Annotated in this window: 18 protein-coding genes, 7 tRNA genes and 3 pseudogenes; 2 read left to right on the forward strand and 26 right to left on the reverse strand. The window is 40.9% G+C overall.

Going from position 1 to position 24077, the window contains the following annotated elements; all coding sequences use genetic code 11:
• Positions 1-25: 25 nt before the first annotated feature.
• Together metG and DXA18_RS13065 are read right to left on the reverse strand one after the other, a co-directional pair.
• Entirely contained in the window at positions 26-1945 is a 1920-nt protein-coding gene (gene metG / locus DXA18_RS13060; RefSeq protein ID WP_118384263.1) for a methionine--tRNA ligase, read from the reverse strand.
• Positions 1946-2404: 459 nt separating this feature from the next.
• On the reverse strand, positions 2405-3925 hold the full coding sequence (locus DXA18_RS13065; protein WP_158567142.1) for an alanine/glycine:cation symporter family protein: 1521 nt from the start codon (positions 3923-3925) through the stop codon (positions 2405-2407).
• A 227-nt stretch (positions 3926-4152) separates the two neighbouring features.
• Here DXA18_RS13065 and DXA18_RS13070 point away from each other — a divergent pair, with 227 nt between their 5' ends.
• Positions 4153-5934, forward strand: a complete 1782-nt coding sequence (locus DXA18_RS13070; RefSeq protein WP_118384265.1) for a DUF885 domain-containing protein — start codon at positions 4153-4155, stop codon at positions 5932-5934.
• A gap of 311 nt (positions 5935-6245) precedes the next feature.
• The gene (locus DXA18_RS16375) at positions 6246-6374 is read left to right on the forward strand and encodes a hypothetical protein (protein WP_278337076.1); all 129 of its coding nucleotides are present in this window, start codon (positions 6246-6248) and stop codon (positions 6372-6374) included.
• Positions 6375-6507: 133 nt separating this feature from the next.
• On the opposite strand, the gene hydE is transcribed toward DXA18_RS16375, so the two are convergent.
• The 24 genes and pseudogenes from hydE to DXA18_RS13195 form a co-directional block, all read right to left on the reverse strand.
• On the reverse strand, positions 6508-7548 hold the full coding sequence (hydE, locus tag DXA18_RS13075) for a [FeFe] hydrogenase H-cluster radical SAM maturase HydE (protein WP_118384280.1): 1041 nt from the start codon (positions 7546-7548) through the stop codon (positions 6508-6510).
• A 448-nt stretch (positions 7549-7996) separates the two neighbouring features.
• The gene (locus DXA18_RS13080) at positions 7997-9232 is read right to left on the reverse strand and encodes an MFS transporter (RefSeq protein WP_118384266.1); all 1236 of its coding nucleotides are present in this window, start codon (positions 9230-9232) and stop codon (positions 7997-7999) included.
• Entirely contained in the window at positions 9229-9930 is a 702-nt protein-coding gene (locus DXA18_RS13085) for an HAD family hydrolase (protein ID WP_118384267.1), read from the reverse strand. The genes DXA18_RS13080 and DXA18_RS13085 overlap by 4 nt, the downstream gene beginning before the upstream one ends.
• Positions 9911-10039 (reverse strand): YgjP-like metallopeptidase domain-containing protein, encoded by a 129-nt coding sequence (locus DXA18_RS17505; protein ID WP_118384268.1) that lies wholly within the window; start codon positions 10037-10039, stop codon positions 9911-9913. Before DXA18_RS17505 ends, DXA18_RS13085 begins: the two co-directional genes overlap by 20 nt.
• Before the next feature lie 19 nt (positions 10040-10058).
• The gene (locus DXA18_RS13095; RefSeq protein ID WP_118384269.1) at positions 10059-10841 is read right to left on the reverse strand and encodes a Uma2 family endonuclease; all 783 of its coding nucleotides are present in this window, start codon (positions 10839-10841) and stop codon (positions 10059-10061) included.
• A gap of 594 nt (positions 10842-11435) precedes the next feature.
• Complete coding sequence (locus tag DXA18_RS13100) at positions 11436-13082, reverse strand: SulP family inorganic anion transporter (protein WP_118384270.1); 1647 nt, start codon at positions 13080-13082, stop codon at positions 11436-11438.
• A 94-nt stretch (positions 13083-13176) separates the two neighbouring features.
• Positions 13177-13652: pseudogene (locus DXA18_RS13105) on the reverse strand (HD domain-containing protein).
• A gap of 52 nt (positions 13653-13704) precedes the next feature.
• Positions 13705-13980: an acylphosphatase gene (locus DXA18_RS13110; RefSeq protein WP_118384271.1), complete on the reverse strand. Its 276-nt coding sequence runs from the start codon at positions 13978-13980 to the stop codon at positions 13705-13707.
• A 50-nt stretch (positions 13981-14030) separates the two neighbouring features.
• Positions 14031-15052 (reverse strand): annotated as a pseudogene (locus DXA18_RS13115) (DUF2804 domain-containing protein).
• A 32-nt stretch (positions 15053-15084) separates the two neighbouring features.
• Positions 15085-15672 carry an HD domain-containing protein gene (locus tag DXA18_RS13125; protein WP_118384274.1) on the reverse strand — a complete coding sequence of 196 codons (588 nt, stop codon included), beginning with the start codon at positions 15670-15672 and terminating at the stop codon, positions 15085-15087.
• A gap of 142 nt (positions 15673-15814) precedes the next feature.
• The gene (locus tag DXA18_RS13130) at positions 15815-16339 is read right to left on the reverse strand and encodes a spore maturation protein (RefSeq protein WP_118384275.1); all 525 of its coding nucleotides are present in this window, start codon (positions 16337-16339) and stop codon (positions 15815-15817) included.
• A gap of 1 nt (position 16340) precedes the next feature.
• The gene (locus DXA18_RS13135; RefSeq protein ID WP_118384281.1) at positions 16341-16928 is read right to left on the reverse strand and encodes a nucleoside recognition domain-containing protein; all 588 of its coding nucleotides are present in this window, start codon (positions 16926-16928) and stop codon (positions 16341-16343) included.
• A gap of 40 nt (positions 16929-16968) precedes the next feature.
• Positions 16969-18806: pseudogene (gene ftsH / locus DXA18_RS13140) on the reverse strand (ATP-dependent zinc metalloprotease FtsH).
• A 6-nt stretch (positions 18807-18812) separates the two neighbouring features.
• A complete protein-coding gene (locus DXA18_RS13145; protein ID WP_118384276.1) occupies positions 18813-19235 on the reverse strand; it encodes a hypothetical protein in 423 nt (140 codons plus the stop codon).
• Between the two features lie 157 nt (positions 19236-19392).
• A complete protein-coding gene (locus DXA18_RS13150; RefSeq protein ID WP_118384277.1) occupies positions 19393-19923 on the reverse strand; it encodes a TetR/AcrR family transcriptional regulator in 531 nt (176 codons plus the stop codon).
• 80 nt (positions 19924-20003) lie between these two features.
• Complete coding sequence (locus DXA18_RS13155; RefSeq protein WP_118384278.1) at positions 20004-21146, reverse strand: AI-2E family transporter; 1143 nt, start codon at positions 21144-21146, stop codon at positions 20004-20006.
• A gap of 72 nt (positions 21147-21218) precedes the next feature.
• Positions 21219-23189 carry an acyltransferase family protein gene (locus DXA18_RS13160; protein ID WP_118384279.1) on the reverse strand — a complete coding sequence of 657 codons (1971 nt, stop codon included), beginning with the start codon at positions 23187-23189 and terminating at the stop codon, positions 21219-21221.
• A 132-nt stretch (positions 23190-23321) separates the two neighbouring features.
• Positions 23322-23394, reverse strand: a tRNA-Lys gene (locus DXA18_RS13165).
• A gap of 32 nt (positions 23395-23426) precedes the next feature.
• A tRNA-Phe gene (locus DXA18_RS13170) sits at positions 23427-23499 on the reverse strand.
• Between the two features lie 4 nt (positions 23500-23503).
• A tRNA-Met gene (locus DXA18_RS13175) sits at positions 23504-23577 on the reverse strand.
• Between the two features lie 26 nt (positions 23578-23603).
• Positions 23604-23676, reverse strand: a tRNA-Thr gene (locus DXA18_RS13180).
• Between the two features lie 18 nt (positions 23677-23694).
• A tRNA-Tyr gene (locus tag DXA18_RS13185) sits at positions 23695-23776 on the reverse strand.
• A 3-nt stretch (positions 23777-23779) separates the two neighbouring features.
• Positions 23780-23852 (reverse strand) — tRNA-Val (locus tag DXA18_RS13190).
• A gap of 6 nt (positions 23853-23858) precedes the next feature.
• A tRNA-Asp gene (locus DXA18_RS13195) sits at positions 23859-23932 on the reverse strand.
• Positions 23933-24077 lie beyond the last annotated feature (145 nt).

The following is a 24077-nucleotide window of genomic DNA, read 5'->3' on the forward strand; positions in this document are numbered from 1 at the left end:
CTGTTCCTGTCAACAGTTTTTTATATTAGCAGATTTCTGCTCCTGCAGGCATATTTTTCTCAGGTGTCATCAATGACAGGTTACCGTCTGCGTCCTCCGCACACAGCAGCATACCCTCAGACAGTACTCCGGCAAGCTTCGCTGGCTTCAGGTTCACAAGAACCATAACCTTCTTACCTACCATCTCTTCTGCACTGTACTGTTTCTTAATACCAGATACGATCTGTTTTACCTGGCTTCCAATCTTCACCTGTGAACACAGCAGCTTCTTAGACTTCTTCACTTCCTCGCAGGCAATGATCTCGCCTACCTGGAACTGCATTTTTCCAAAGTCGTCAAATGTGATCTCCGGTTTTGCTTCGATATCGATCACATCTTCCTCTTCCTTCTGCTCCGGCTTTTCCTGTACCGGCGGATGAAGCTCTTCGACTTTCTTCATAACCTCTTCAAGATCCAGTCTCTGGAACAGAATCTCAGGCTTCTCGGTTACTTTACCGTCGCCAAGCTGTGCCAGGATCTTCTCTGATGTCTCAGGCATATATGGCTCCAGCTCTCTTGCGCCGGCCTTAATGCTCTCAATCAGGTTGTACAGTACTGTCTCCAGACGATCCTTTGCAGCCTCATCTTTTGCCAGTGCCCATGGCATCGTCTCATCAATATATTTGTTGCATCGTTTGAACAGTGCAAAGATCTCTGTAATCGCATCTGCCACACGCAGATCATTCATCTTAGACTCAACAACCTTCGGTGTATTCTCTACAACAGCCTTCAGATCGGCATCTACAGCTTCAACCACACCCTTATCTGTTACACTTCCGCCAAAGTATTTGTTCGTCATGGAAATGGTACGATTTACCAGGTTACCCAGTGTATTGGCAAGGTCTGAATTCAGACGCTCTACCATCAGCTCCCATGAAATCACACCATCATTTTCGAACGGCATCTCATGCAATACGAAGTAACGTACCGCATCTACTCCAAAGAAATCTACCAGTTCATCTGCATACAGCACATTTCCTTTCGATTTACTCATCTTGCCATCACCCTGCAGCAGCCATGGATGTCCAAATACCTGTTTCGGTAATGGCTCACCCAGTGCCATCAGGAAGATTGGCCAGTAAATGGTATGGAAACGGATAATATCTTTACCGATCAGATGCAGGTCTGCCGGCCAGTTCTTCTTATACATTTCACTGCTGTTGCCATCTGCATCATATCCAATTCCGGTAATGTAGTTGGTCAGCGCATCCAGCCATACGTATACGACATGCTTGTCATCAAAGTCTACCGGGATTCCCCATTTAAAGGAGGTTCTGGATACACACAGATCCTGCAGTCCCGGAAGCAGGAAGTTGTTCATCATCTCATTCTTTCTGGATACCGGCTGAATAAATTCCGGATGTGTATTGATATGCTCGATCAGACGATCTGCATACTTACTCATTTTGAAGAAATATGCCTCTTCCTGTGCAGGCTGAACCTCACGTCCGCAGTCCGGGCATTTACCGTCTACTAACTGAGACTCTGTCCAGAAAGACTCACATGGAGTACAATACATACCTTCATAAGATCCTTTGTAAATGTCTCCCTGATCATACAGTTTCTTAAAGATCTTCTGTACCTGTTTCTCATGATCCGGATCTGTCGTACGGATAAATTTGTCATAAGATGTATTCATCAGATCCCAGATTTCTTTAATCTGACCAGACACGTCATCTACAAATTCCTTAGGTGTTACACCAGCTTCTTCTGCCTTCAGTTCAATCTTCTGACCATGTTCGTCAGTACCTGTCTGGAAAAACACATCATATCCCTGTTTTCTCTTATATCGTGCAATTGCATCAGCCAGCACGATCTCGTAAGTATTACCGATATGCGGCTTTCCTGAAGTATACGCAATCGCTGTAGTCATATAAAACTTTGGTTTACTACATTTTTCACACATAATTCTCTCTCCTAACCCATTTTAAAATGTTTGAACAAACGTAATGTTACAAAAGAAAAACGCCTTCTCTGATCCTTTCAGATCAAAGAAGACGATATCTATCGTGTTACCACTTCTCTTCACTCACAGCCTCACAGCAGGAGTCTCAACTGGTGCATCACACCATGACGCTGTAACGGGCGCACCCATTGCAGATTTACTGTATTATCTGGCATCATCTCTCCAACAGATGCTATTCCAGTTCATCTACACCACTCAGAAGCCATCTTCCGCAGTCTTCCATCCATCCCTCTCAGCCTTATGGGACTTCTCTGTAGAACTTCCTTCTGCATACTCTCTTCGTCATTGCGTTTGTCTAATCTGACAAAAATCGTAACACATATGTTTCTGAAAGTCAAGACGCGCGATTTCTGCATGACAGCTTATTGCACAATCATCGGAAGTGCCAAAAGGCACATTCTAGTTTTTCTTCTCATATCCAAGCGCCGGATTCTCATAATCTCCACGCTTCTTCTTTTCTTCTACATACTGATTCCATACACCGGCTTCATCCTCAATGCCAACCGTTGCCGGGTCAAACAGTGGATTCAATCCCTGTGCTCTCTGCTTCTCGTAATCCTTCACGATACGCATCAGTACCGGCGTCAGAAGCAGGATACTGAATGTATTTACCCACAGCATACATCCTACACCGATATCACCCATCGGCCAGATCGTATCTCCATCAATCAGAATGCCAAACATACAGAATATCAGGAACAGAATACGTACAAATGTAACAACCCATTTATTTTCACCAAATAAGTACTTACATGTTGACTCTAACTGATAAGAATATGACAGCATTGTTGTGAAAATAAAGATAAACAAGATTACCGCAAGCAGCATAGCTCCTGCCTGTCCGATCGTCGTTGCCATCGCTTCCTGCATGAACGCGATACCATACTGAATACCTTTCGCATGCTCTACTAACAGCACATCACCGACACCATCCGCAGCTACATTATAAGTACCCGCAAGAAGTACCGACAATCCTGTACAGGTACATACCAGAAGTGTATCTACATATACGGAAAATCCCTGAACCAATCCCTGTTTTACAGGATGGGATGTATCTGTCGTCGCAGAGATCAGCGGACTCATACCATTACCGGCATCGTTAGAGAAGAATCCTCTCTTAATTCCCCATGACAGCGCTGATCCTACGATTCCGCCAAATACCGCATCTTTACCAAATGCACTTGCAAAAATAGAACTAAATACGGATGGAATTCTTTCCGCATTCACGATCATAATAATGATCATAACTAACAGATAAATGCCGCACATGATCGGTGCAAGGAACTCTGCTACCTGTCCGATTCGCTTGATACCACCCATAGTTACGACACCAACGATAATTACCATTCCGATTCCTACTACTACAAATGGAATTCCAAATGCTCCCTTTACGGCAGTGGCTGCTGTCTGTGTCTGCATAGCCGGAAGCAGGAAGCCAGGTCCGATAAATACAGCGATACAGAATAACACGGCAAGAATCTTACCAAGTGTCTTATTCTTAATTCCCTTAGACATATAGAACGCCGGTCCTCCGGTCAGCTCTCCTAAGTTTCTCGTCTTGTATGCCTGACCAAGGATACACTCTACCATACCAGTAGATGCACCAAGAATCGCTGTGATCCACATCCAGAAAACGGCTCCCGGACCCCCCATAAAAATAGCAGTTGCTGTACCCGCAATATTACCGGTTCCGATACGTCCTCCTACAGTTGTTGCAAATGCCTGGAATGGTGACAGTGCTTTATCTTGTTTATTATCACCTTTCTCGAGCAGACATTTTGCCATATCCTTTACTCTGCGAACCTGCATTCCCTTCAACCGGACGGTAAACCATACCGCAGCGATCATCAGGAATACACACATAACCGGATGCCATACAATGTCATTCACGGTATTCATTACTTTTACAAATAATTCCATATTTTCTACCCCATTCATTCCTTTTCTATCATTTGTATTTATCATACACCCAAATACCGAGCGCACTCTTTTTCAATTATAGCAGTAATCTATAATTGATGCAATTTAGATTTAAAGCAAATTTATTGCTCATCCGCATAAACCGCTGAATTTCTGTATTTTCTCCATATGCATGAGACCTGCTGTCTCCTGCATATCTATAGACAAAAACGATCAGGATACTCTTTATGTCTAAAAAACGTTCTCTCATTGCTCTTCTGATTCTGGCTGTCTCTGCATTGACTGTGTGCTGTCTGTTAAGCTGCCGGATATATGCCGATGCGGATACAACATTCGACGACTTTACCGATGCTCTCTTTCAGGAAGAGGTAAACAGCAACAGCATTACCCTTCACTATACACTGCAGAACCCAGACAACTACGGAATAAGCAATCCCATCATTTCTTTCGGAAATTATTCCGTTTCTTCCTCTAATATCAGTACTGCTGCCGAAAATAATCTTGCCCAACTGAAAGACATCCCTTATGCCGAACTCTCTCCTTCCAATCAGACCATCTGGAAACTTTTAGAGGATTCCTTCTCCAACACTCTGTCCGGAATTCCATATCTGTTATACGAAGAACCCATCAGCCCTCTTACAGGGATTCAGACACAGCTTCCTATTTTATTATCTGAATATCAATTTGCTGATACCACAGATGTGGATACATATCTTGCCCTGCTGAAAACACTCCCTGAACACTTCGATTCTCTAACCGGTTTTGAAACGTCCAAAGCGGATGCAGGTCTGTTCATGGCATCCTCCACAGCCGATTCCGTGATCAAAGAATGTAATACCTTTCTTAATATGGGAAGCAGTAATTATCTTTACTCTTCCTTTGAAGATCGCATCAATAATCTCTCTGGCTGTTCTGCTGATACAAAAAAAGCTTATATTGCACAAAATGAATCCGCACTCAAAGAATATGTATTTCCCGCTTATCAGAATCTGATTACTGCATTGGAAACATTAAAATCCAAAAGTGGCAGTTCCGGTGGGCTATGCCGCCTTCCGGACGGTAAAAATTATTACCAGCATCTGGTCAAATGTGAAACCGGCTCTGATCGTTCCATAGATGAATTGAAAGAACTGACCATGACACAGATCCAATCGGATCTCATCGCCATGCAGACCGTTCTCACTTCGCCTGAATACGCTTCCAGAACAGATTCATCCAATTTAAGCGATACCACATTAGATGCATTCACCTTACAGGACTCAAACCCTGCTGCCATCCTAAACGATCTCCAACAGAAAACCGAACGATTCTTCCCATCCATCGAAGCTGTGAATACGCAGGTAAAATACGTTCAAGCTGACGTGGCTGAATATGTGAGTCCTGCATTCTACATGGTTCCCGCTATCGATAACACCGAAGGGCAGACCATTTACATCAACTCGCTCCATCTGCCGGACGATCTGACTCTATTTACGACACTGGCACACGAAGGATTTCCCGGTCATCTGTATCAGCATGTCTATTATGCATCCACAGATCCCGAACCGATACGCAGTCTCTTAGACTGTGGCGGCTATACCGAAGGTTGGGCAACTTACACAGAAATGATAAGTTATTACTTTTCCGGTTTGCCAAAAGACGAAGCATCCCTGCGCCAGCACAATGCTTCCGTTCTGCTCGGTCTCTATGCTCTTGCAGATATCGGCATTCATTACGACGGTTGGAATCTCAAAGATACCATCTCATTCTTCCGTGATTACAGTATTCAGGATGCGGCGACCATCTCAAAGATCTACGACCTGATCACCGCAGATCCGGCAAACTATCTCAAGTATTATATTGGCTACGTTGAATTTATGGAACTGAAAAAAGAAGCAATGAAAAAATGGGGAGATGATTTCTCACAGATTCGCTTCCATAAAGCGGTATTAGATGCTGGTCCGATGCCATTTTATCTCCTCAGAAAAATATATTTGATAATTAAAATATATTTTTTCTTTTCATGGTAAGTTTTCGTAATGTGTGTTATATTAACTATATATGATACTTTATTGTTGCACTATATAATGATGCCAGGGGCAAAAAGTCTAAATCCACATGAGCTTGCTCATAAGTGGATGAAAGACCTTGAGCCCCGCCACAATATGAGCATAAAAGTGGGATGGTAATCCCACGATATGCGAATGATTGGGAGGATTGTGGGAGTGCAGAGCACGAAACAATCTGCAGGCATCATAATCGGGGCTTTCACCTCAACATCACAGGATATAATTAGCTTACATAAAGGCTAATGTTCGAGGCAGGCGAAGAAGGAGTTATTATGGAAGAAATGACAGTACTTGAAATGCAAAGATTTTTAAATCAACAATATACCGAAGGTAAATCTGAACTAGAAGCTTATCAGAATTTAATGAAGATTCTTGGACTAACTTATCCGCAATCAGAATAAGGCTGATCGCTCAGCCTTGGGACATCAAGGGGAGGGTGGACCTGCCGCCACTCCCCCGACATTTTTAATATAACATATCTTACCGTATATTGGAACTATACTTCTTCTTTACTCTATCCAATATCTCCACGCATTACATCCGTGAATCTCCGCGGTCGCTGACCAGCTGATAACCGACACTTGCTACTCTTCTGGACAGACATCCTCTACATTCCGCAGCCTCTTCACCCGTACAGATCTTATTGTCATACAGTTCATACTGCTTTCGGTTCTTCACCGGAGACAGATTCGGCATTACAACATTTGCTCCCGCCTGCAATCCTTTTTCACGTCCCAGCGGATCCATTGTTCCCAGTGCCGTTGTCGCAGGAAGCAATACTCCCGGAAGCAATATCCGGATAATGGATAATAATAGTAACGTCCGCTCTACACTTCCGGCTTTTTCTTCTGCATATCTGGTGTCGTGATGCGGAATAAATGGTCCGATCCCTACCATATGAGGCTCCAGTTCTTTTAAAAAAACCAGATCCTCTGCCAGATCTGAAATCTGTTGCCCCGGTGCACCTACCATGAATCCAGCACCCACCTGATATCCAAGTTCTTTCAGATCATAAAGACATTGTTTGCGTTCCGATAATTTCATTTCTGCCGGATGAAGCTTCTGATACAGTTCATCACTCGCTGTCTCATGTCGAAGCAGGTATCTGTCCGCTCCCGCTTCTTTCCATAATCGGTATGTTTCTTTCGAATGTTCTCCTACAGACAATGTGATCGCACACTCCGGATACAACACCCGTATCTCCCGGACAATCTCCGCCAGTTTTTCATCTGTATAATACGGATCCTCACCACCCTGCAGCACAAATGTCCGAAAGCCAAGTTCATAGCCATTGGCACAGCAGTCAAGTATCTCCTCTTTCGTCAAGCGATAGCGCTGTGCATTTCTGTTACCATTTCTAATTCCGCAATAAAAGCAGTTATTCCTGCAATAATTGGTAAATTCAATCAATCCACGGGTATAAACATCTGTGCCATAATATTTTTTTTGAAGCCGAACTGCTTCCTCCTTTAGCTGCTCTCGAACCTGCACATCTGACTCTGCCAGCCGGATCAATTCTACATATTCTTCCTTTGTCAATTCATGTGTGTTGATAAATTTTTCTGCAATATTCATATTATCTATTCTATACATCATTCAGAAAATGGTCAAACATCAATCACATTCTCATCACATTTTTGGGATAGACTAAACACATGTCCGATAATGATCAGAATGACTGTACCTGGAATGTGATCCTGTACCAGAGTATGTCCGGATTCAGTAATTAGATGATTTCCGAACCGAAACAGTATTGAAATATGACAAAACAAGGTTTTATTTATGTTTTCGCAAGAACTTCTTAAGAAATTTTCTTTTTCTTTTAGATAAAGAACATATTTCTGTCATATTTCATCTATATAATATAAGACAGATAGTTGAAAGACCAACAACTATCTCCCTCATAAAGTTAACACTGTAGACCGATTACAGTGCACACTTTACTCTCATTCCTTTTAGATAACTATAACGACAAGAAACCCCTTCACAGCCAGCCACTGTGAAGGGGTTTTACGTTATATAATTAGACTCGATACAAATTCTTATATCTTCTCTTATCCTTTACCGCCAGAATCCCTGTTAATCCCAGGAACAATGCGCCTGTCATAAGCACTATGATCCAGGTAAATGTCGGCGTAGAATTCTTATAGATCACTCCGATCAACATCTGATATCCACTCATTACACCAATCCTTGTCACTTCCATCAGACCATGCACACGCCCTCTGTGGCTGGCTGGCATACGTCTGGTCAGATACGGACTCTCTGCCAGCATATTAGATACCTCGCCCCACGTCATCACGATCATTGCCACATAATAAAACGATATATGACCGGCAAATACAAGAAAAATTCCATATCCAAACAGCATCATCAGATATCCATACATCGTCTTAACAGGCTCTGAAAATCTATGTAATAACTTGGTAAATATCGGTGTAAATATAACCACGATAATGCAGTTCACACTGGTAACTGTTCCATAGATCACTGCTCCGGTATCTCCATGCAACCGCACCAGATCCATTGGCACCAGATAATTATACATCTGATACATTGCGCCGTAACCGCTGGCTGTCAGGATATACAACAGAATCAGCCTGTTTTCCCGCAGGATTGTCCACAGACTCTCTCCATGGCGATCTGCCTGATAGACCGCCTTCTGGCTAATGTCTTTTACTGGTGTAATATTCTGCACAAATAGAAAAATCAAAACTGATGAAATCCCAATGGATATTCCACTGAGTAGAAACGCCAGCCACAGATAATTACGGAACATAAATCCTGCAACTGCCGAAGCCATAACGCCTCCCAGGTTGCCCATCAAATACTGCAACGAATATCCTCTCTCTCGATCCTCCGTCAGCGTAATGTCTGCCGTCAGCGAATTATATGAAGGATTTTCCATATTCTGACAGGTAGATGCGATAAACATCAGCACAATGGATTTACCGCTAAGCGGTATCAAGCCGCAGATAATATAACAGACCACCGATACAATATCCAGATAGACGATATTCATTTTCTTACTGAAACGGTCTGCCATTTTACCTCCGATCAAATTCGCCGGAATCGATAAAATCCCCATAAGCGCTGTTACCCATGCGACCTGCACCGCATTCATACCAAGCTTCTGACTCAGTATCATCGTCAGCATCGGCCGGACCATCGCGCCCATCGCCGTAACCAAACGGCCAAAACATAATATGTAATTCTCTCTTCTCAGACCTTTGTATTGTGATATGATATTGATATTCATGACATTTTCCTGATTAATTGAAATAAATCTTCTTCACTTCTGGCAATCGACGTGTGTTCTGGAATATCCTCTGGCACTTCACGTCCTCTCCGCTCTAACCAGATAGCATTCCAGCCTGCGCCGGTTGCTCCCAAAATATCCTTTTCATAAGAATCCCCTACATATACAATATCCTCCGGATTCTGCATCCCCATCTTTTTCATTGCATGTTCAAAGATTCCGCGTTCTGGTTTGTTGACGCCCACATCACCGGATACAAATATATACTCTGGATTCACCCATCGTTCCAGATTCAGCGTCTTTATCTTTCTCCACTGATGCGCCGACGGTCCATTGGTAATAACGCCAAGCTTCATCCGCTCACCACAGTATTCCAATATCTGCCGCATCTGATCCGATACCGTAATCTGGGTACCATAGTATACATAGCGTTCCTGATATCTTACCGCCTGCTCATCCGTAATCGGTAAATGAAACTCCTCCATGGCACGCTTAATGCGGTAAATGTACATTTCTTCTTTTGTCATTTCACCCCGCCCCATGGCGTCAAAACTCTCATCACTATAATAACGGTTCGCCTTAAATAAATCTACCAACGACACACCTTTTAATTCTCCAAATACATCCCTGCAAGCCTGGTCAAATACCACCTGTTGGTCATATATTGTGTCATCCACATCAAATACTATTGCTTTCATTATCCTTTTCTCCTCTTACCAGCTGATACATCTGTAATGCTTTCCTGCATTTCTTATACTCCGGATAATACTTCTCCACCTCCTGCCAAAATACAGTCGAATGGTTCATATGTCTCTATAATCTGTCATCAAAATGTCTCTTCTATCTCAGCCATCCGCACGTGGAATCCATCTAGACACCAAGCCTCCACCTTCTTATCGTAACTATAATAGCCATTTTTCTCCGAGCAATCCCGAAGCCACATCAATACAGTGCGACGAAATGGATCTATGATCCAGCACTCTCTTACTCCTGCTTTCTGATACTGTTCAAGTTTCGTGTTATAATCATAACTTGAATTGCTCACAGATACAACCTCTATTACCCAATCCGGTGCGCCTTCACATCCTTTATCCGTCAAAATATCTTCTCTGCATATCATAGAAATATCTGGTTCCACAATTACAGAATCATCCTGAAATAACCGCACACCAAAAGGTGCACTATATACCTTACATTTTCCTTTATGCTTTCTGATATAATCTTTTATCAAATACATAAGTTCTGAAACAATCCACTGATGCATGCGACTAGGCTGTCCCATCATATATAATCTACCATGAATCAGTTCCGCTCTGGTATGCTCCGATATACGTTTCCAATCTTCCTCCGTATATTCTCTTGCATAATATCGATAAGGCTCCTCCCGGATCATCACAGGTCTGTGTTCAATTGCATTATAAGCAAACGGCATTCGATCTCCTGATAAAATAGCCTGTTCCATTGCCAGTAATCCCTCGTAGGAATACTCTTTCGTTTGTTCCAATAATATTGCCTTCACATCCTCTTGTTTTATACCGGTAAATTCTGCAATATCTTCATAAGACATCTTCTTTAATAATCTCTTTTCATTCAGTTCCTTAATATCCATACCGTTCCCTCCTTGTATCTATTTTATTTCTGTAAATTAATTATGTCAATAGTTATTGTTTATTATTTTATCTACGGTAGATATTTCGATATATCTATTAAATCACCTTTTTATTTTCGCAAGAACTTCTTAAGAAATTTTCCGATTCTTTTAGAGAAATAACATACTCCTGTCATATTTCTTCTCTATACTGTAAAACAGATAGTTAAAGAACAGTTAACTATCACCCTCATAGAAGTTGAACACTGTACCAGACCATACAGTGTTGCACTTTACTCTCATTCCTTTTAGATAACTATAGTAACCGAAAATCCCTCGCAGCCAGCCACTGCGAGGGATTTTTCATTTTCAAAATTTGAACAATTTGAATAGAAAGTTTCTATTTCTTTCACAAACTGAACACACTTCTGTCACATTTTCTCATTATACTTAACGTCAGATAGTTGAAGACAGACAACTATCTAACTTCACAAAGTAGTACACTGTAATCAGTATTTAACAGTGTTATGCTTTACTCTCATTCCTTTAGTAACTTTTTAAAAAACGAAACCCGTTAGCCTTGTGGTTAGCGGGTTTTCGCTGTTTTAATGTATCCTAATTTTCTATAATCTCTTCCGCTCGTTTCAGTGCCGCCGATATGTTCGGGCAGAAATTCTCTTCACCCACGAGTTCTACAAAGCCTGTTTTCTGCATTACTTTCATAGGCTGCTCATTTACATGTGAGAACACCACTGTAATTCCCTTCGATTCACATACGCAGATCAGATCCTGCAACGCATTCATTGCCGTACTGTCAATTGCCGGAACACTTCTCATACGAAGTACCAAACAAATAGTAAAATCTTTTACCACAATATGCTCAATTGCATCAGCCGCACCGAAGAATAATGGTCCCGTAATCTCATAAACACGGATCTGTAACGGAAGTTTTCGAAGCTGTTCATCCACATCCTGCGTGTCATCATCTACGTATGTCCAACTTTCGGCATGCGTTTCTTCGCTCATTCGTTTGATAAACAGCAGACAGGCAAGCACCATACCAATCTCAATCGCAACTACCAGATCAAAAATCACAGTCAATACAAATGTACTGATCAATACGATAATATCACTCTTCGGAGCTGTCTTGATCAGATGGACAAATGTTCGCCACTGACACATATTATAGGCAACAATAAAAAGAATTGCTGCAATCGTCGGCATCGGAATCATTCCCGCAAATGGCATCAGCACCACCAGTACAATGACCAGTGTAATTGAATGTACCATTCCGGCAATCGGTGTTCGCCCACCGTTTTTGATATTCGCTGCTGTTCTTGCAATTGCTCCCGTAGCCGGAATTCCGCCAAATAATGCAGATGCGATATTACCGGCTCCCTGTGCCACAAGCTCCATATCAGAACGATGCTTTCCATTAATCATTCCATCCGCTACTACACAGGACAAAAGCGATTCAATCGCCGCAAGAACCGCTATCGTAAATGCATTTGGCAGCGCATTCTGTACAATCTGCAGGTTTACTGCCGGTAGATGGAATGATGGCAGTGCATTACTGATCGTATAAAGATTACCGATTGTCGCCACCTGAAGCGGCAGACATTTTACCATTAATATTCCTGCAATAACCGCTAAAAGCGATCCCGGAATTTTCTTAAATATCATCGGTGAAATAATTAGAATGACCAGACTTACTACTCCTACAATTACCGCATCTGTATTAATTGTTGCGATATTTTCTACAAATGCTTTCAGCTTCTCGGTAGTCTCAATCGGCTTTACGCCATCCGGATAAACAACACCAAAGAAATCTTTCAGCTGACCAATAACAATCGTAACAGCAATTCCCGAAGTAAACCCTGTCGTGATTGTATATGGAATAAATTTAATCAAGCTTCCAAAATGACAGATTCCCATCAGAATCAGAAAAACACCTGCCAGAATGGTTGATATCACAAGTCCGTCTAATCCATCTTTCGCTACAATACCTGCAACAATCGTTGCGAATGCAGCCGTCGGTCCTGCAATCTGCACACTGCTTCCGCCAAGTACGGAAATAACAAATCCCGCTACGATAGCAGTAAAAATTCCGGCCTCCGGTCCTACTCCGGATGCAAGTGCCAACGCAATAGACAACGGAAGTGCAATGATTGCAACGATGATTCCCGCCGTCACATCTTTTACAAACTGACCCCGGTCATATGTTTTCAGCGAAGTCAGCAACATTGGTTTCAATGAATTCATTTGTAAGTGTTTCCTCTCTTTTTCTCATACTTTTAAACTACAATAACTTTCAAAGTATAACATAGGATGAAACTAAAATGAATCATGTTCTCCTTTATATACAATTTTTCTTATTTTTCTTTCTCCGATCCAACGTTTCTAACAAGCCACTGTACTTATCTGTCAGTACGATCATCCACCTTCTCTTGTCCTTGGCACACTCCTGAGTGTCACCGGCCACATATGATTTCGGATCACATCTCGCTCCACACGGTTCAGACGGAATATCTTTCCTGCATTCTTATATGCCTTCTCAGCATGGGTAAATCCATGCAATCGCTCACCGGTCTCTCTGGCATGCGTATGCCAGTCATATAAGAACAGATCATGCAGCATCCCGGCTCTTGCCGCCGATTTTGCATCCAGATGCAATTTCTTGCAGATAATATAATTAAAATATGCTACCCGCATACAATGCTTATAGCAAGAGGTATCGCCATGATGCGGATACTTCTTCATCCGAAGTACAACCGGATGCTCTGCCACATCCTGGATTGTTCGATAGAACTCTCTAAACTCTTTTTGATCCATCTTTATCCACTCCCCCTGGATCATTTAATCAGTATTATCTCTGATACTTTTCCTAATATTTGATCTGAAATCCTTTTTCATCTTCCCGAATCGGTATCTCCTCACTGTCCATCCATTCAATCCGGATAAAATGATCAGTATTTAGCCTCACAAGCAGTTTGTTGATCATTCCCTCGCTTCCCTGCACTTCCATAGTAACTGTGCCATCATACTCATTCTTCGCCCATCCGGTAAGACCAAGAGATCCTGCTGCCAGCCTGGCCGTATAGCGGAACCCTACGCCCTGTACCCTTCCGTGAAATGTGATTCTTTTTCGTATTTCTCCCATCAGTACCCCTTTTCTTTTTTACTGTATACTTATCATCATTTGCAATCGATTTAATAACGATTATGCACATCTTCTGCAAAACACATCATGTCTTTGACTTCGATCACAGTACCATCATCCAACACTGCTTTACCATTCATGCGTCCAAATACCTGATGCTGATCCGATTCTATAATCAGTGCATTTGTCCTCGCCGCACGGTCAAGAACCGGTTCAAAATTCATCTCGAATCTACCATCACTCGATGTAAACTTCCACGATTTCATATAATCTCCATCCGGAATATGGAATGTTACATCGTCCAGTTTGTGACATTTTCCATCATAAAAAAGCATATTTTCCGATGCTGCTGTAGTGTCTCCAAATCCATACCCGATATTAAAACCAAATGGCTTTCCATCTATCATCTGATTGCCGGAACCCCAGTACCAGCGATTATCATAAGTCCATACACCGCGTCCCCAATCCAAAGTTCCAAAATCAGTACTCGGATCAAATCGATATATTTTTCCATCATATTCCATCTTACCTTTTGCCGGCATACAATTGATCTTCTGATTATAATAAAATGCTGTTTTCTTTTCCTTCCATGGTGTCGCAATTACCATTGTATCCATCTTAGGCTGAACTAGCGTAATATCACAACGGAAGGTCTTACCCTGATAAAAATTATCGAATTTACATCGGATACGTCTCTGTCCTTCTTCCAGCGTATATTCCATATGCAAACGCTTGTCCCGATAGACTATGTCGCCCTGCCTGGAATCCGAGGCATCTGCATTTTCCCCATTGGAAATGCATTGAGAATCGTCTCTGTATGTTCCCATCCTTCTTTAAAATTCAGCAAAGACACGGACTGCAGACCAATATATCCGTCATCTGACAAGGTAAATGCACCCGCAAAGTCTTCATTTAGTACCAGATAATAATCCCATTCCTTGATCCTCATACGGGGAGCTTTGATCTGTTTACGGTCATACGTCTGCACCAGACTTTTTGACCAGCCAGGCTCTCTAAGCGATCCATCTTCCTTAAGTAACGGCTGCTTTGTAACCACTTCATGGTTTCTCATCTAACTCACCCTTTCCAATTTATATCATCATATTATTCATCAATAACATGTCCCAGCGCAATATGTTCTTCCACAATTTGCTTCATCCATTCCCAGACTTCTGGAGACGTCTCTTTAATTTTTTCGTTTCTTTTATAAATCTGAGATTTCTTTACATGATGCTCTGTCCAACTCTTCCCATTGCTCTCATGATTCAAAAGCAGAGGCTGGAAATTATCAAGCAAATGCGCAAACTTGGCATCATCACTTTCATATGCTTCAAACTCATCCCACAGTTCTCTGAAATAACCACCCTGATCTTCCGGAAGCATACCAAAGATCCGGTCCGCTGCTGCCACTTCTCTCGCACGTTTAGTCTTTGCGCCCTCTGCATCGTATGCATACGTATCACCCGCATCGATTTCTACCAGATCATGGATCAGTACCATGATCATAACTTTCATCACATCCACATCCTCTGCCACATATTCTTTCAGAAGAAATGCAGCAATTGCCAGATGCCAGGAATGCTCTGCATCATTCTCCTTTCTCTTTCCATCTGCAAGATACGTCTGTCGGAAGATATTTTTCACTTTATCAATCTCCATTAAAAAAGCAATCTGTTGTTTCATTCTGTCCATTTTGGACACCCTCTTTCTGTATTTTTCCGTATTTTATACAGGTTCTTATACTGCAGATTGTACCCTTTTCAGACGGTTGGTGCAACCCATTCTGCCGGATAAAATTACGACGCGGTCTGCGAACTTTTCTTCTTCATTTCTCTTAAAACATCCCGGCAAGCACCACACTGGCTGCAATTCCGGCAAATGTAGCAATCAATGCTCCCGGTAGTGTATACCTGCTTTTTCTTACTTTTGCAGTCATAAAATACACGCTCATCGTATAAAATATCGTCTCCGTACACGCCATACTGATGGATGCAATAAGTCCAATTCTTGAATCTGTTCCATACTCTTTATACAAATCCAGTAACAGACCTGTTGCCGCTGATGATGAGAACATCTTCACCACCGTAAGCGGTACTAATTCCCCAGGAAATCCAATATGATCCGTCATACTTCCAATCCACATACCTATCGTTTCCAGAAGTCCTGACGCCCTCAGAATACCTACCGCTATCATCAGAGCCAGCATTGTCGGCATGATTTTTATTACGGTCTGAAATCCGCTGTTTGCACCCTTAATAAAGCTTTCATATACATCCACATGTTGGGTCACTCCATAGCACACAATTCCCAGAATAATAACCGGAATAATCATATCTGAACAAAATAAAAAAAGTCTCATATTACCGCTTCCTGTCCATAATTTTAAAATAAACAATCCCCGCCAAAGTACTGATACTGGTAGCAATAATCCCCGCCCCTACAATTGATGCCGGATTCACACTTCCATACTGGCTTCTATATGCAATTACATTTACCGGTATCAACTGAAGTGATGAAATATTTAAGATCAGGAAGTTACACATTTCATTACTTGCAATACCTTTCAGGCTCCTTCTGCTCTCTTCGAGCTTCGCCAGTTCCTCCATTGCCTGAAGTCCCGCCGGTGTAGCTGCCCATCCAAGTCCCAGTATATTGGCAATAATATTAGTCGTAATATGTTTATTGGCCGGATGATTTTTCGGTAACTGCGGGAACAGAAAATGTATCACCGGTTGCATTTTCCCGGACATTTTTTCTACCAGTCCGGCGTCTTCTGCAATCTGCATCAGTCCACACCAAAAGGCCATTACTCCAAGCATCGTAATGCATAGAGTAACAGCCTCCTTTGATGAATCAAGTGCAGCATTGGAAATATCAGATACATTTCCGGTAACCACACTGTACAATATTCCGGCTATAATCATGCTCGACCATAATATATTCAGCATCTCATCACCAGTTTTGTTCATTGCTTCATATATATGTCCGTCAAAGCAGATTATAACTATTCTCTTCAACTTTATTCAAAATAGTCATAAATTCATCACCGGTTATGGTCTCTTTTTCATACAGAAACTGTGCAAGTTCATCCAGTTTTTTCCGATTCTCTGTTAGAATATCCTTTGCCTTTTCATGCTCTTTTTTAACCAGTTCTACAACCATCCGGTCAATCTCTTTCTGGGTATCGGCAGAACATGCAAGAGACGCATCTCCGCCCAGATATTGGTTGTTAACAGTCTCCATAGCAACCATATCAAAGTCTTCACTCATTCCGTATCTCGTAATCATCGCCCTGGCAAGTTTGGTTGCCTGCTCTATATCATTGGATGCTCCTGTGGTAATCTGTCCGAAAATAATTTCTTCAGCTGCACGTCCTCCGGTAAATGTAGCAATCTTATTCTCAATCTCTTCTTTTGTCATCAGATATTTATCGCCCTGTTCCACCTGCATCGTATATCCAAGTGCACCGGATGTCCTTGGAATAATTGTAATCTTCTGCACCGGAGCAGAATTTGTCTGCTTTGCTGCTACCAATGCATGACCAATTTCATGATAAGCAACTACCAGCTTTTCTTTGGTAGAAAGTACCGCATTCTTTTTCTGATATCCAGCAATAACTACTTCTATACTTTCTTCCAGATCTGCTTCTGTTACAAATTTTCGATTATTTCTTACTGCACGCAGAGCAGCCTCATTTACAATATTTGCAAGCTCTGCGCCGGAAGCTCCAGCTGCCATTCTGGCAATTGTATGAAAATCCACATCCTCCGCAATCTTAATTTTCTTGGCATGTACTTTAAGAATTTCTTCTCTTCCCTTCAGATCCGGCAGTTCTACCGGCACTCTCCGGTCAAATCTTCCTGGCCTTGTAAGTGCCGGGTCAAGAGATTCCGGACGGTTCGTTGCTGCGAGGATAATGACTCCGTTATTTCCTTCAAAGCCATCCATCTCTGTAAGAAGCTGATTCAATGTCTGCTCCCTCTCATCATTGCCGCCAATCTGTCCATCTCTCTTTTTACCAATCGCATCAATCTCATCGATAAATACGATACAAGGAGCCTTTTCTTTTGCCTGGCTGAACAAGTCTCTCACTTTAGATGCACCCATTCCGACAAACATCTCTACAAATTCGGATCCTGACATAGAAAAAAATGGTACATTCGCTTCACCGGCAACAGCTTTTGCTAACATTGTTTTACCGGTTCCCGGAGGACCTACAAGGAGAACTCCTTTTGGCATAGATGCTCCAACTTCTGAATATTTCTTCGGATCATGCAGATAATCGACGATCTCAGCCAGACTTTCCTTCGCCTCATCTTCACCTGCTACATCACTGAAATGAATGCCTTCCGTAGACGGTACATAAATCTTTGCATTACTTTTACCCATACCAAATGCCATAGCATTTTTACCGCCCATCTGTTTTTGAATCTTTCTGCTAAAATACTGTCCCAATGCGATAAATATTACTAACGGTAATAATCCTGTTACCAGAAAATTAGTCATTGGTGACATTGTCTGCTCAATATTCTTCTCAAATTTTGCTCCTGATTTGTATACCTTTCGGTAAGTCCCGGATCGTTCATCGTACCCGTCTTATATATTTTTTTCGTATCCTTGTCCGTAAATATAATCTGGGAATCTTCTACCTCTACCGCTTCGATACTCTTATCCTCGATCATAGCCATGAATTTGCCATAATCGACTTCTGTCACCTGATGTTTCTGTATGATTGGTGTCACAAACAGATTAAACAACACTATGACTATTAATACAATTCCATAATAATATATCAACGGCTTCTTTGGTGATTTTACTTCTTTCATATTATTCTATGCCTCCTTTTCTTCCAAACGCAACTGCGCATCATTTGCTTTCATCACGGAAAGTAACGCATAATCTGACGTCTGCATTGCAAAATCCATCATATATTCTGCCAGAAGTGCTGCTTTCTCAGCATCAAATTCATCCAATGAGCTGGCTTCTGACATTCTCTTCAAGTCCTTCTTAAGATCTCTGATAATGTTCTCTACTTCCTCATATGCCATTCCTATACGAAATGCTACTTCTGATTTACTGTAATGAAGTTTCTGCTTTAACTGTTGATCTTCTTCTAATATAACTTTATTCAGAGAATCTAACTGCTCCTTCAACTCGTTCTGATCAGCATTTTTATAGCAAACCATATAATGATGAAATTGATCTACTTTATCTTCTAATTCTTTTAGCTTTACCGGATTGATAACATCATTCATACATTTCTCCCCTTCTTTCTATTACACATCTTAATAATTTCTCTTTTCCATTTCAATTACCACTATTTTTCCCTTGTATAGACAAAACCGCCAAAGTGTAAAACACTCTGGCGGTCTCTGATAAATATCAATTCATTATTTTATATTAAATATACGATTATGGAATAATTTTACCTCCCATAAGCAGATTAATTTCATGTACAATATGATCAAGATTCTCTGAATCCTCGTCTGTCCAGTTTCTCAATATTCCGGTTATAGCTTCACAGTGATATCTTACTACAAGCTTCAGATCCCGATAAGAACAGTCTTGATACAGGTTCTTTTTTTCCACAATTCTCATAGACAGATGATAAATATGATCCCGGAGCATTTTTTCTAATTCCTGTCCATAATTCGTTTGCATGGTCTTATCCATATACGGCTTGCTTTCGAGAGCTATAAGGAAACACCTCTTTAATACTTTTTCTTCATCCTCCTGTTCAAATATCTCCTTTTCTAACTGAGAGGATGCCTGATCCAGTATCCATTTAAGTAAATCCGGGATATCCTCAAAATGGTAATAAAATGCCTGTCTGGTAATCTTACATTTATCCACAATTGCTTTAACCGTCAGTTTCTTTACTTGATCTTCAAATAACAGTTCTCTAGACGCTTCCGCAATCTGCTTCTTCATATCCTTTTCCATGGCATCCTCTGTCCTTTCTTTTCCGTCAATTATTATATTAGGATAGCATATAGGATACCGTTTTCGCAACTTTAACACTTTTATATTTTTTCTACATCTACATCTCTCTTTTTAAGTAATAAATATATCACCTCCCGAAAAAGTGCATAACTCACAGAAGCAATCGGAATAAATATTAACATTCCAATTATACCCATTAATCGTCCTCCAGTCGTTACAGCAACCAGTACCCATATAGAAGGTAATCCGACCGAATTACCTACTACCTTCGGATAAATCAAGTTTCCTTCAATCTGCTGTAAAACCAGAAAAATGATTAAAAACAAAAGCACTTTTGACGGACTCTCAATAAATATCAATATCATCCCTATTGCACATCCTGCAAATGCACCAAATACCGGAACTAATGCTGTGACTGCTATTACTGCACTGATCAATAACGCATACGGCATTTGAAATACTAACAGTGCGACTCCAAACATGCAGCCAAGTATCAATGCCTCCATACATTGTCCAGTAAGGAATCCTGCAAATGTATGCCCACTCAGCTCCAGAACTTCAATCACAGCATCTGCTTTTCCTTCTGGAATCAATGCATACAGTACCTTTTTTCCTTGTATAGACAGTCTTTCTCTCTGCCATAAGATATAACATCCGAACACAAATGCAATAAAAAATGTTGTAATGCCTTGAGCAATTCTATGAATCACCTCTGCCGCTGATCCAATTATCTGACCTGTTCTATCGCCAAGCATCTCGATTCCAATCTTAGTCAGTCTATTCCAATCAAATTCCATTTTGTCAATATAACGTAATATTTCCTCATTTCCATCAAAAAAAGCTTTGCTCTTCTTCTCCACTCCACTCAAGAAAAACCGCATACTATCTTCCAAATGCAATATTGCACTTCCCAGTTCCGGTAACAGAAAAAGTAAAAATATATTAATAGCAACCAACACACATGTAATCACAATCACTATACTAATGAATCTTGCAGATTTTTCTATCCATTTTCTTTTCTTTAATAATTTTTTCTCTATGTAACTTACAGGAATGCCTATTATAAATGCAATCGCTCCCCCTATAAGAAATGGCGTGATCACATCAAGTATCCAATGAATACTCTGAAATACGACTTCATATTTCCATATACATAAGAATATTATCGCTGTAAATACAATTAACTTTTTAATTTCCCGGACAATATCCTTTTCCAAATTCATAAAATCCTCCAAAAAATATCGGCAAGAGTAACTATTACATAACAGTTATATTCTTGCCGATATCATTCTTAATTATTCTTCATTATCTTCAGATTTCATAGAATTTTTGCTGGAGCTGGATTTTTCATCTGTTGAGTTGTCGTCAGATTTCTTTTTATTTGAACTATCTTTACTGTCGTCCTTATCTGAACTTTCTTCTCTTCCTCTGAAAGCACTCAGCACAGATTCTTTAATACAATTAGCATATGCTTCTGCTCCTGTCGGAACTAAATGCATATCATCCGGTTCAAAATATTCAGGATGATCAAGACTTGCTGTATACCAGTCTATCAAATATGTATTATCATTATTTTCTACAAAATCTCTTATTTCCTGATTATTTTCACTCTCGTAATCTTCGGTAGGAGCATGTATCGTGATCAGAAAAAGTGGTTTATCGCCTGCTTTTTCTCTCATTGTCGCGAGCGTATCATACATTGGTCCATTTGTACCTAATGCAAAGATTACTCCATCTCCATCCCATCCATTACTATCAATATAATTCTGATATATATCACAGCCTGTTAACGTAGATCGTCCGATTTCAGTATCACTGATACTATTAGGAAGTACTTTGTAGAAGTAGTCCGTAACATCTAAAGTAATAGAATCGCCAATTAACAGAATATTCAAACTATCCAATAATTCTTCATCTGTCATTTCGCTCTTCGAATCTTCTCTATTTTTATCCTTCGATGCTTTCTTTTGTTCTTCAAGCTTTTTCTGCGTTAACTCACTCGTTTCATTTGCCTTTTTCTCTCTTTTAGCTACCGCGTCTAGAGTCGACTTCTTTGGTACAAATATCATACACAAAATTAAAGCCGCTCCAACTATTATTGCAAATGACATTACTTTCATACTTCTTCTTGCGACCTGGATCTGTCTTTTACGTTCTCTTTTATTAGTCGGCTTACTATTGATAATATTAATATATTCACTGATAATTCCATGACGGATAGGTGTCTCAATAAACCGATAAGATATTTCTGCCAAAACAACACTCAGCACAATCTCAATCAGCATAATCCACCAGGCAGACTTCTTACCGCCGCTGATCAAAATAATAATTGGATAATGCCACAAGTATATACTATAAGAACGATCTCCTATCCATTTCAATGCATTATGACCAAGAATTTTGTTCAGTATACCTCTGCTCACAGTAACTGCATACACAACAAATACCGTAAGCACAGATAGAATTACCTGACCGCCATAATACAAGAAACTGCTATAAGAGCTGATAAATATCATCATACATGTCAAAATAACTAATGATATACTCCCAATTAATGCCCATATCTTTCTTGGTAATCTTACTTTAATAATACGATATTCCAGCTGAATAGCAGCTAATGCTCCAATCAGAAGTGCAAATGCCCTTGTATCTGTTCCATAGTAGACTCGGCTAGGATCTCCATTCGGATTATACAATACAGCCATCAAAATCATTGACACAACAGCTAATAGAACTGATACAATAGCAAATACTTTGCCTCGTTTTTTTCTTCCTCTAACTACTCTAGCGAGTAGCAGAAGTAATATCGGATAAATTAAATAAAACTGTGTCTCTATTGCGAGTGACCAACAATGCGTAAATGGAGACGGTGCTCCTGCTGCTTCAAAATAAGATACCTTATTAAATATCTGCCACCAGTTATTGAATCCTAGAACAGAAGCAACAAAATCTTTACATCCTTTTGTAAAAACGACTCTGTTAACTACTGCACTTACGAATATAATTACTACTGCCATTGACAAGACTGCCGGAATTAATCTACGGATTCTTCTAACCCAGAAATTCTTCAGATCAATTGTATGTGTTTCCTCAATCTCTGTAATTAATATTCTCGTTATCAAAAAACCTGATAATACGAAGAATACCGTTACACCTAATAATCCACTTTTAGCAAACGGAATTTTCAAATGATACGCTAATACCATAACTACAGCTAATGCACGTAATCCATCTAAACCTTTAATATATTTAGTTTTATTTTCCATTCCTTATTCCTCTTTAGTATTTTTTTTACTTATAAACTCTCATTAAATTTATTATAACATACTTTAAATTTGCAATGAAAAAAAGGCGTAAACCCTATCGAATATAGTAATCTACGCCTCTCTCATCCCTCATGAGCGTGCGGGGATTCGAACCCCGGACAACTTGATTAAAAGTCAAGTGCTCTACCACCTGAGCTACACGCCCTTATTCAATTTACAAACTTAAGCAAAATAAAATGCCCAGAACCGGAATCGAACCAGTGACACGAGGATTTTCAGTCCTCTGCTCTACCAACTGAGCTATCTGGGCAAAATTGCGGGGGCAGGATTTGAACCTACGACCTTCGGGTTATGAGCCCGACGAGCTACCAGACTGCTCCACCCCGCGTTATTAAATTACTGAGCTTACGCTCAAGCCGATGATCGGACTCGAACCGATAACCTGCTGATTACAAATCAGCTGCTCTGCCAATTGAGCCACATCGGCGCAACGCCTTTCGGCTAATGGATGGAGGTGGATTCGAACCACCGAAGCAACTTGCAACAGATTTACAGTCTGCCCCCTTTGGCCACTCGGGAACCCATCCATATGGGACCTACAGGGCTCGAACCTGTGACCCTCTGCTTGTAAGGCAGATGCTCTCCCAGCTGAGCTAAGATCCCATAAAACGACCCAGAAGAGACTCGAACTCTCGACCTCCGCCGTGACAGGGCGGCGCTCTAACCAACTGAGCCACTGGGCCATATTCATATTTAGTGATATGTACCTTCAAAACTGCATACAAGAAACTCTACATCTTCTTACCTATCTCCGTCTTGGTTATGCCCTCGACCGATTAGTATCAGTCAGCTACATGTGTTACCACACTTCCACCTCTGACCTATCTA

It is taken from the genome of Dorea sp. AM58-8, assembly GCF_003464045.1.
Taxonomy (GTDB): Bacteria; Bacillota; Clostridia; order Lachnospirales; family Lachnospiraceae; genus Claveliimonas; species Claveliimonas ammoniilytica.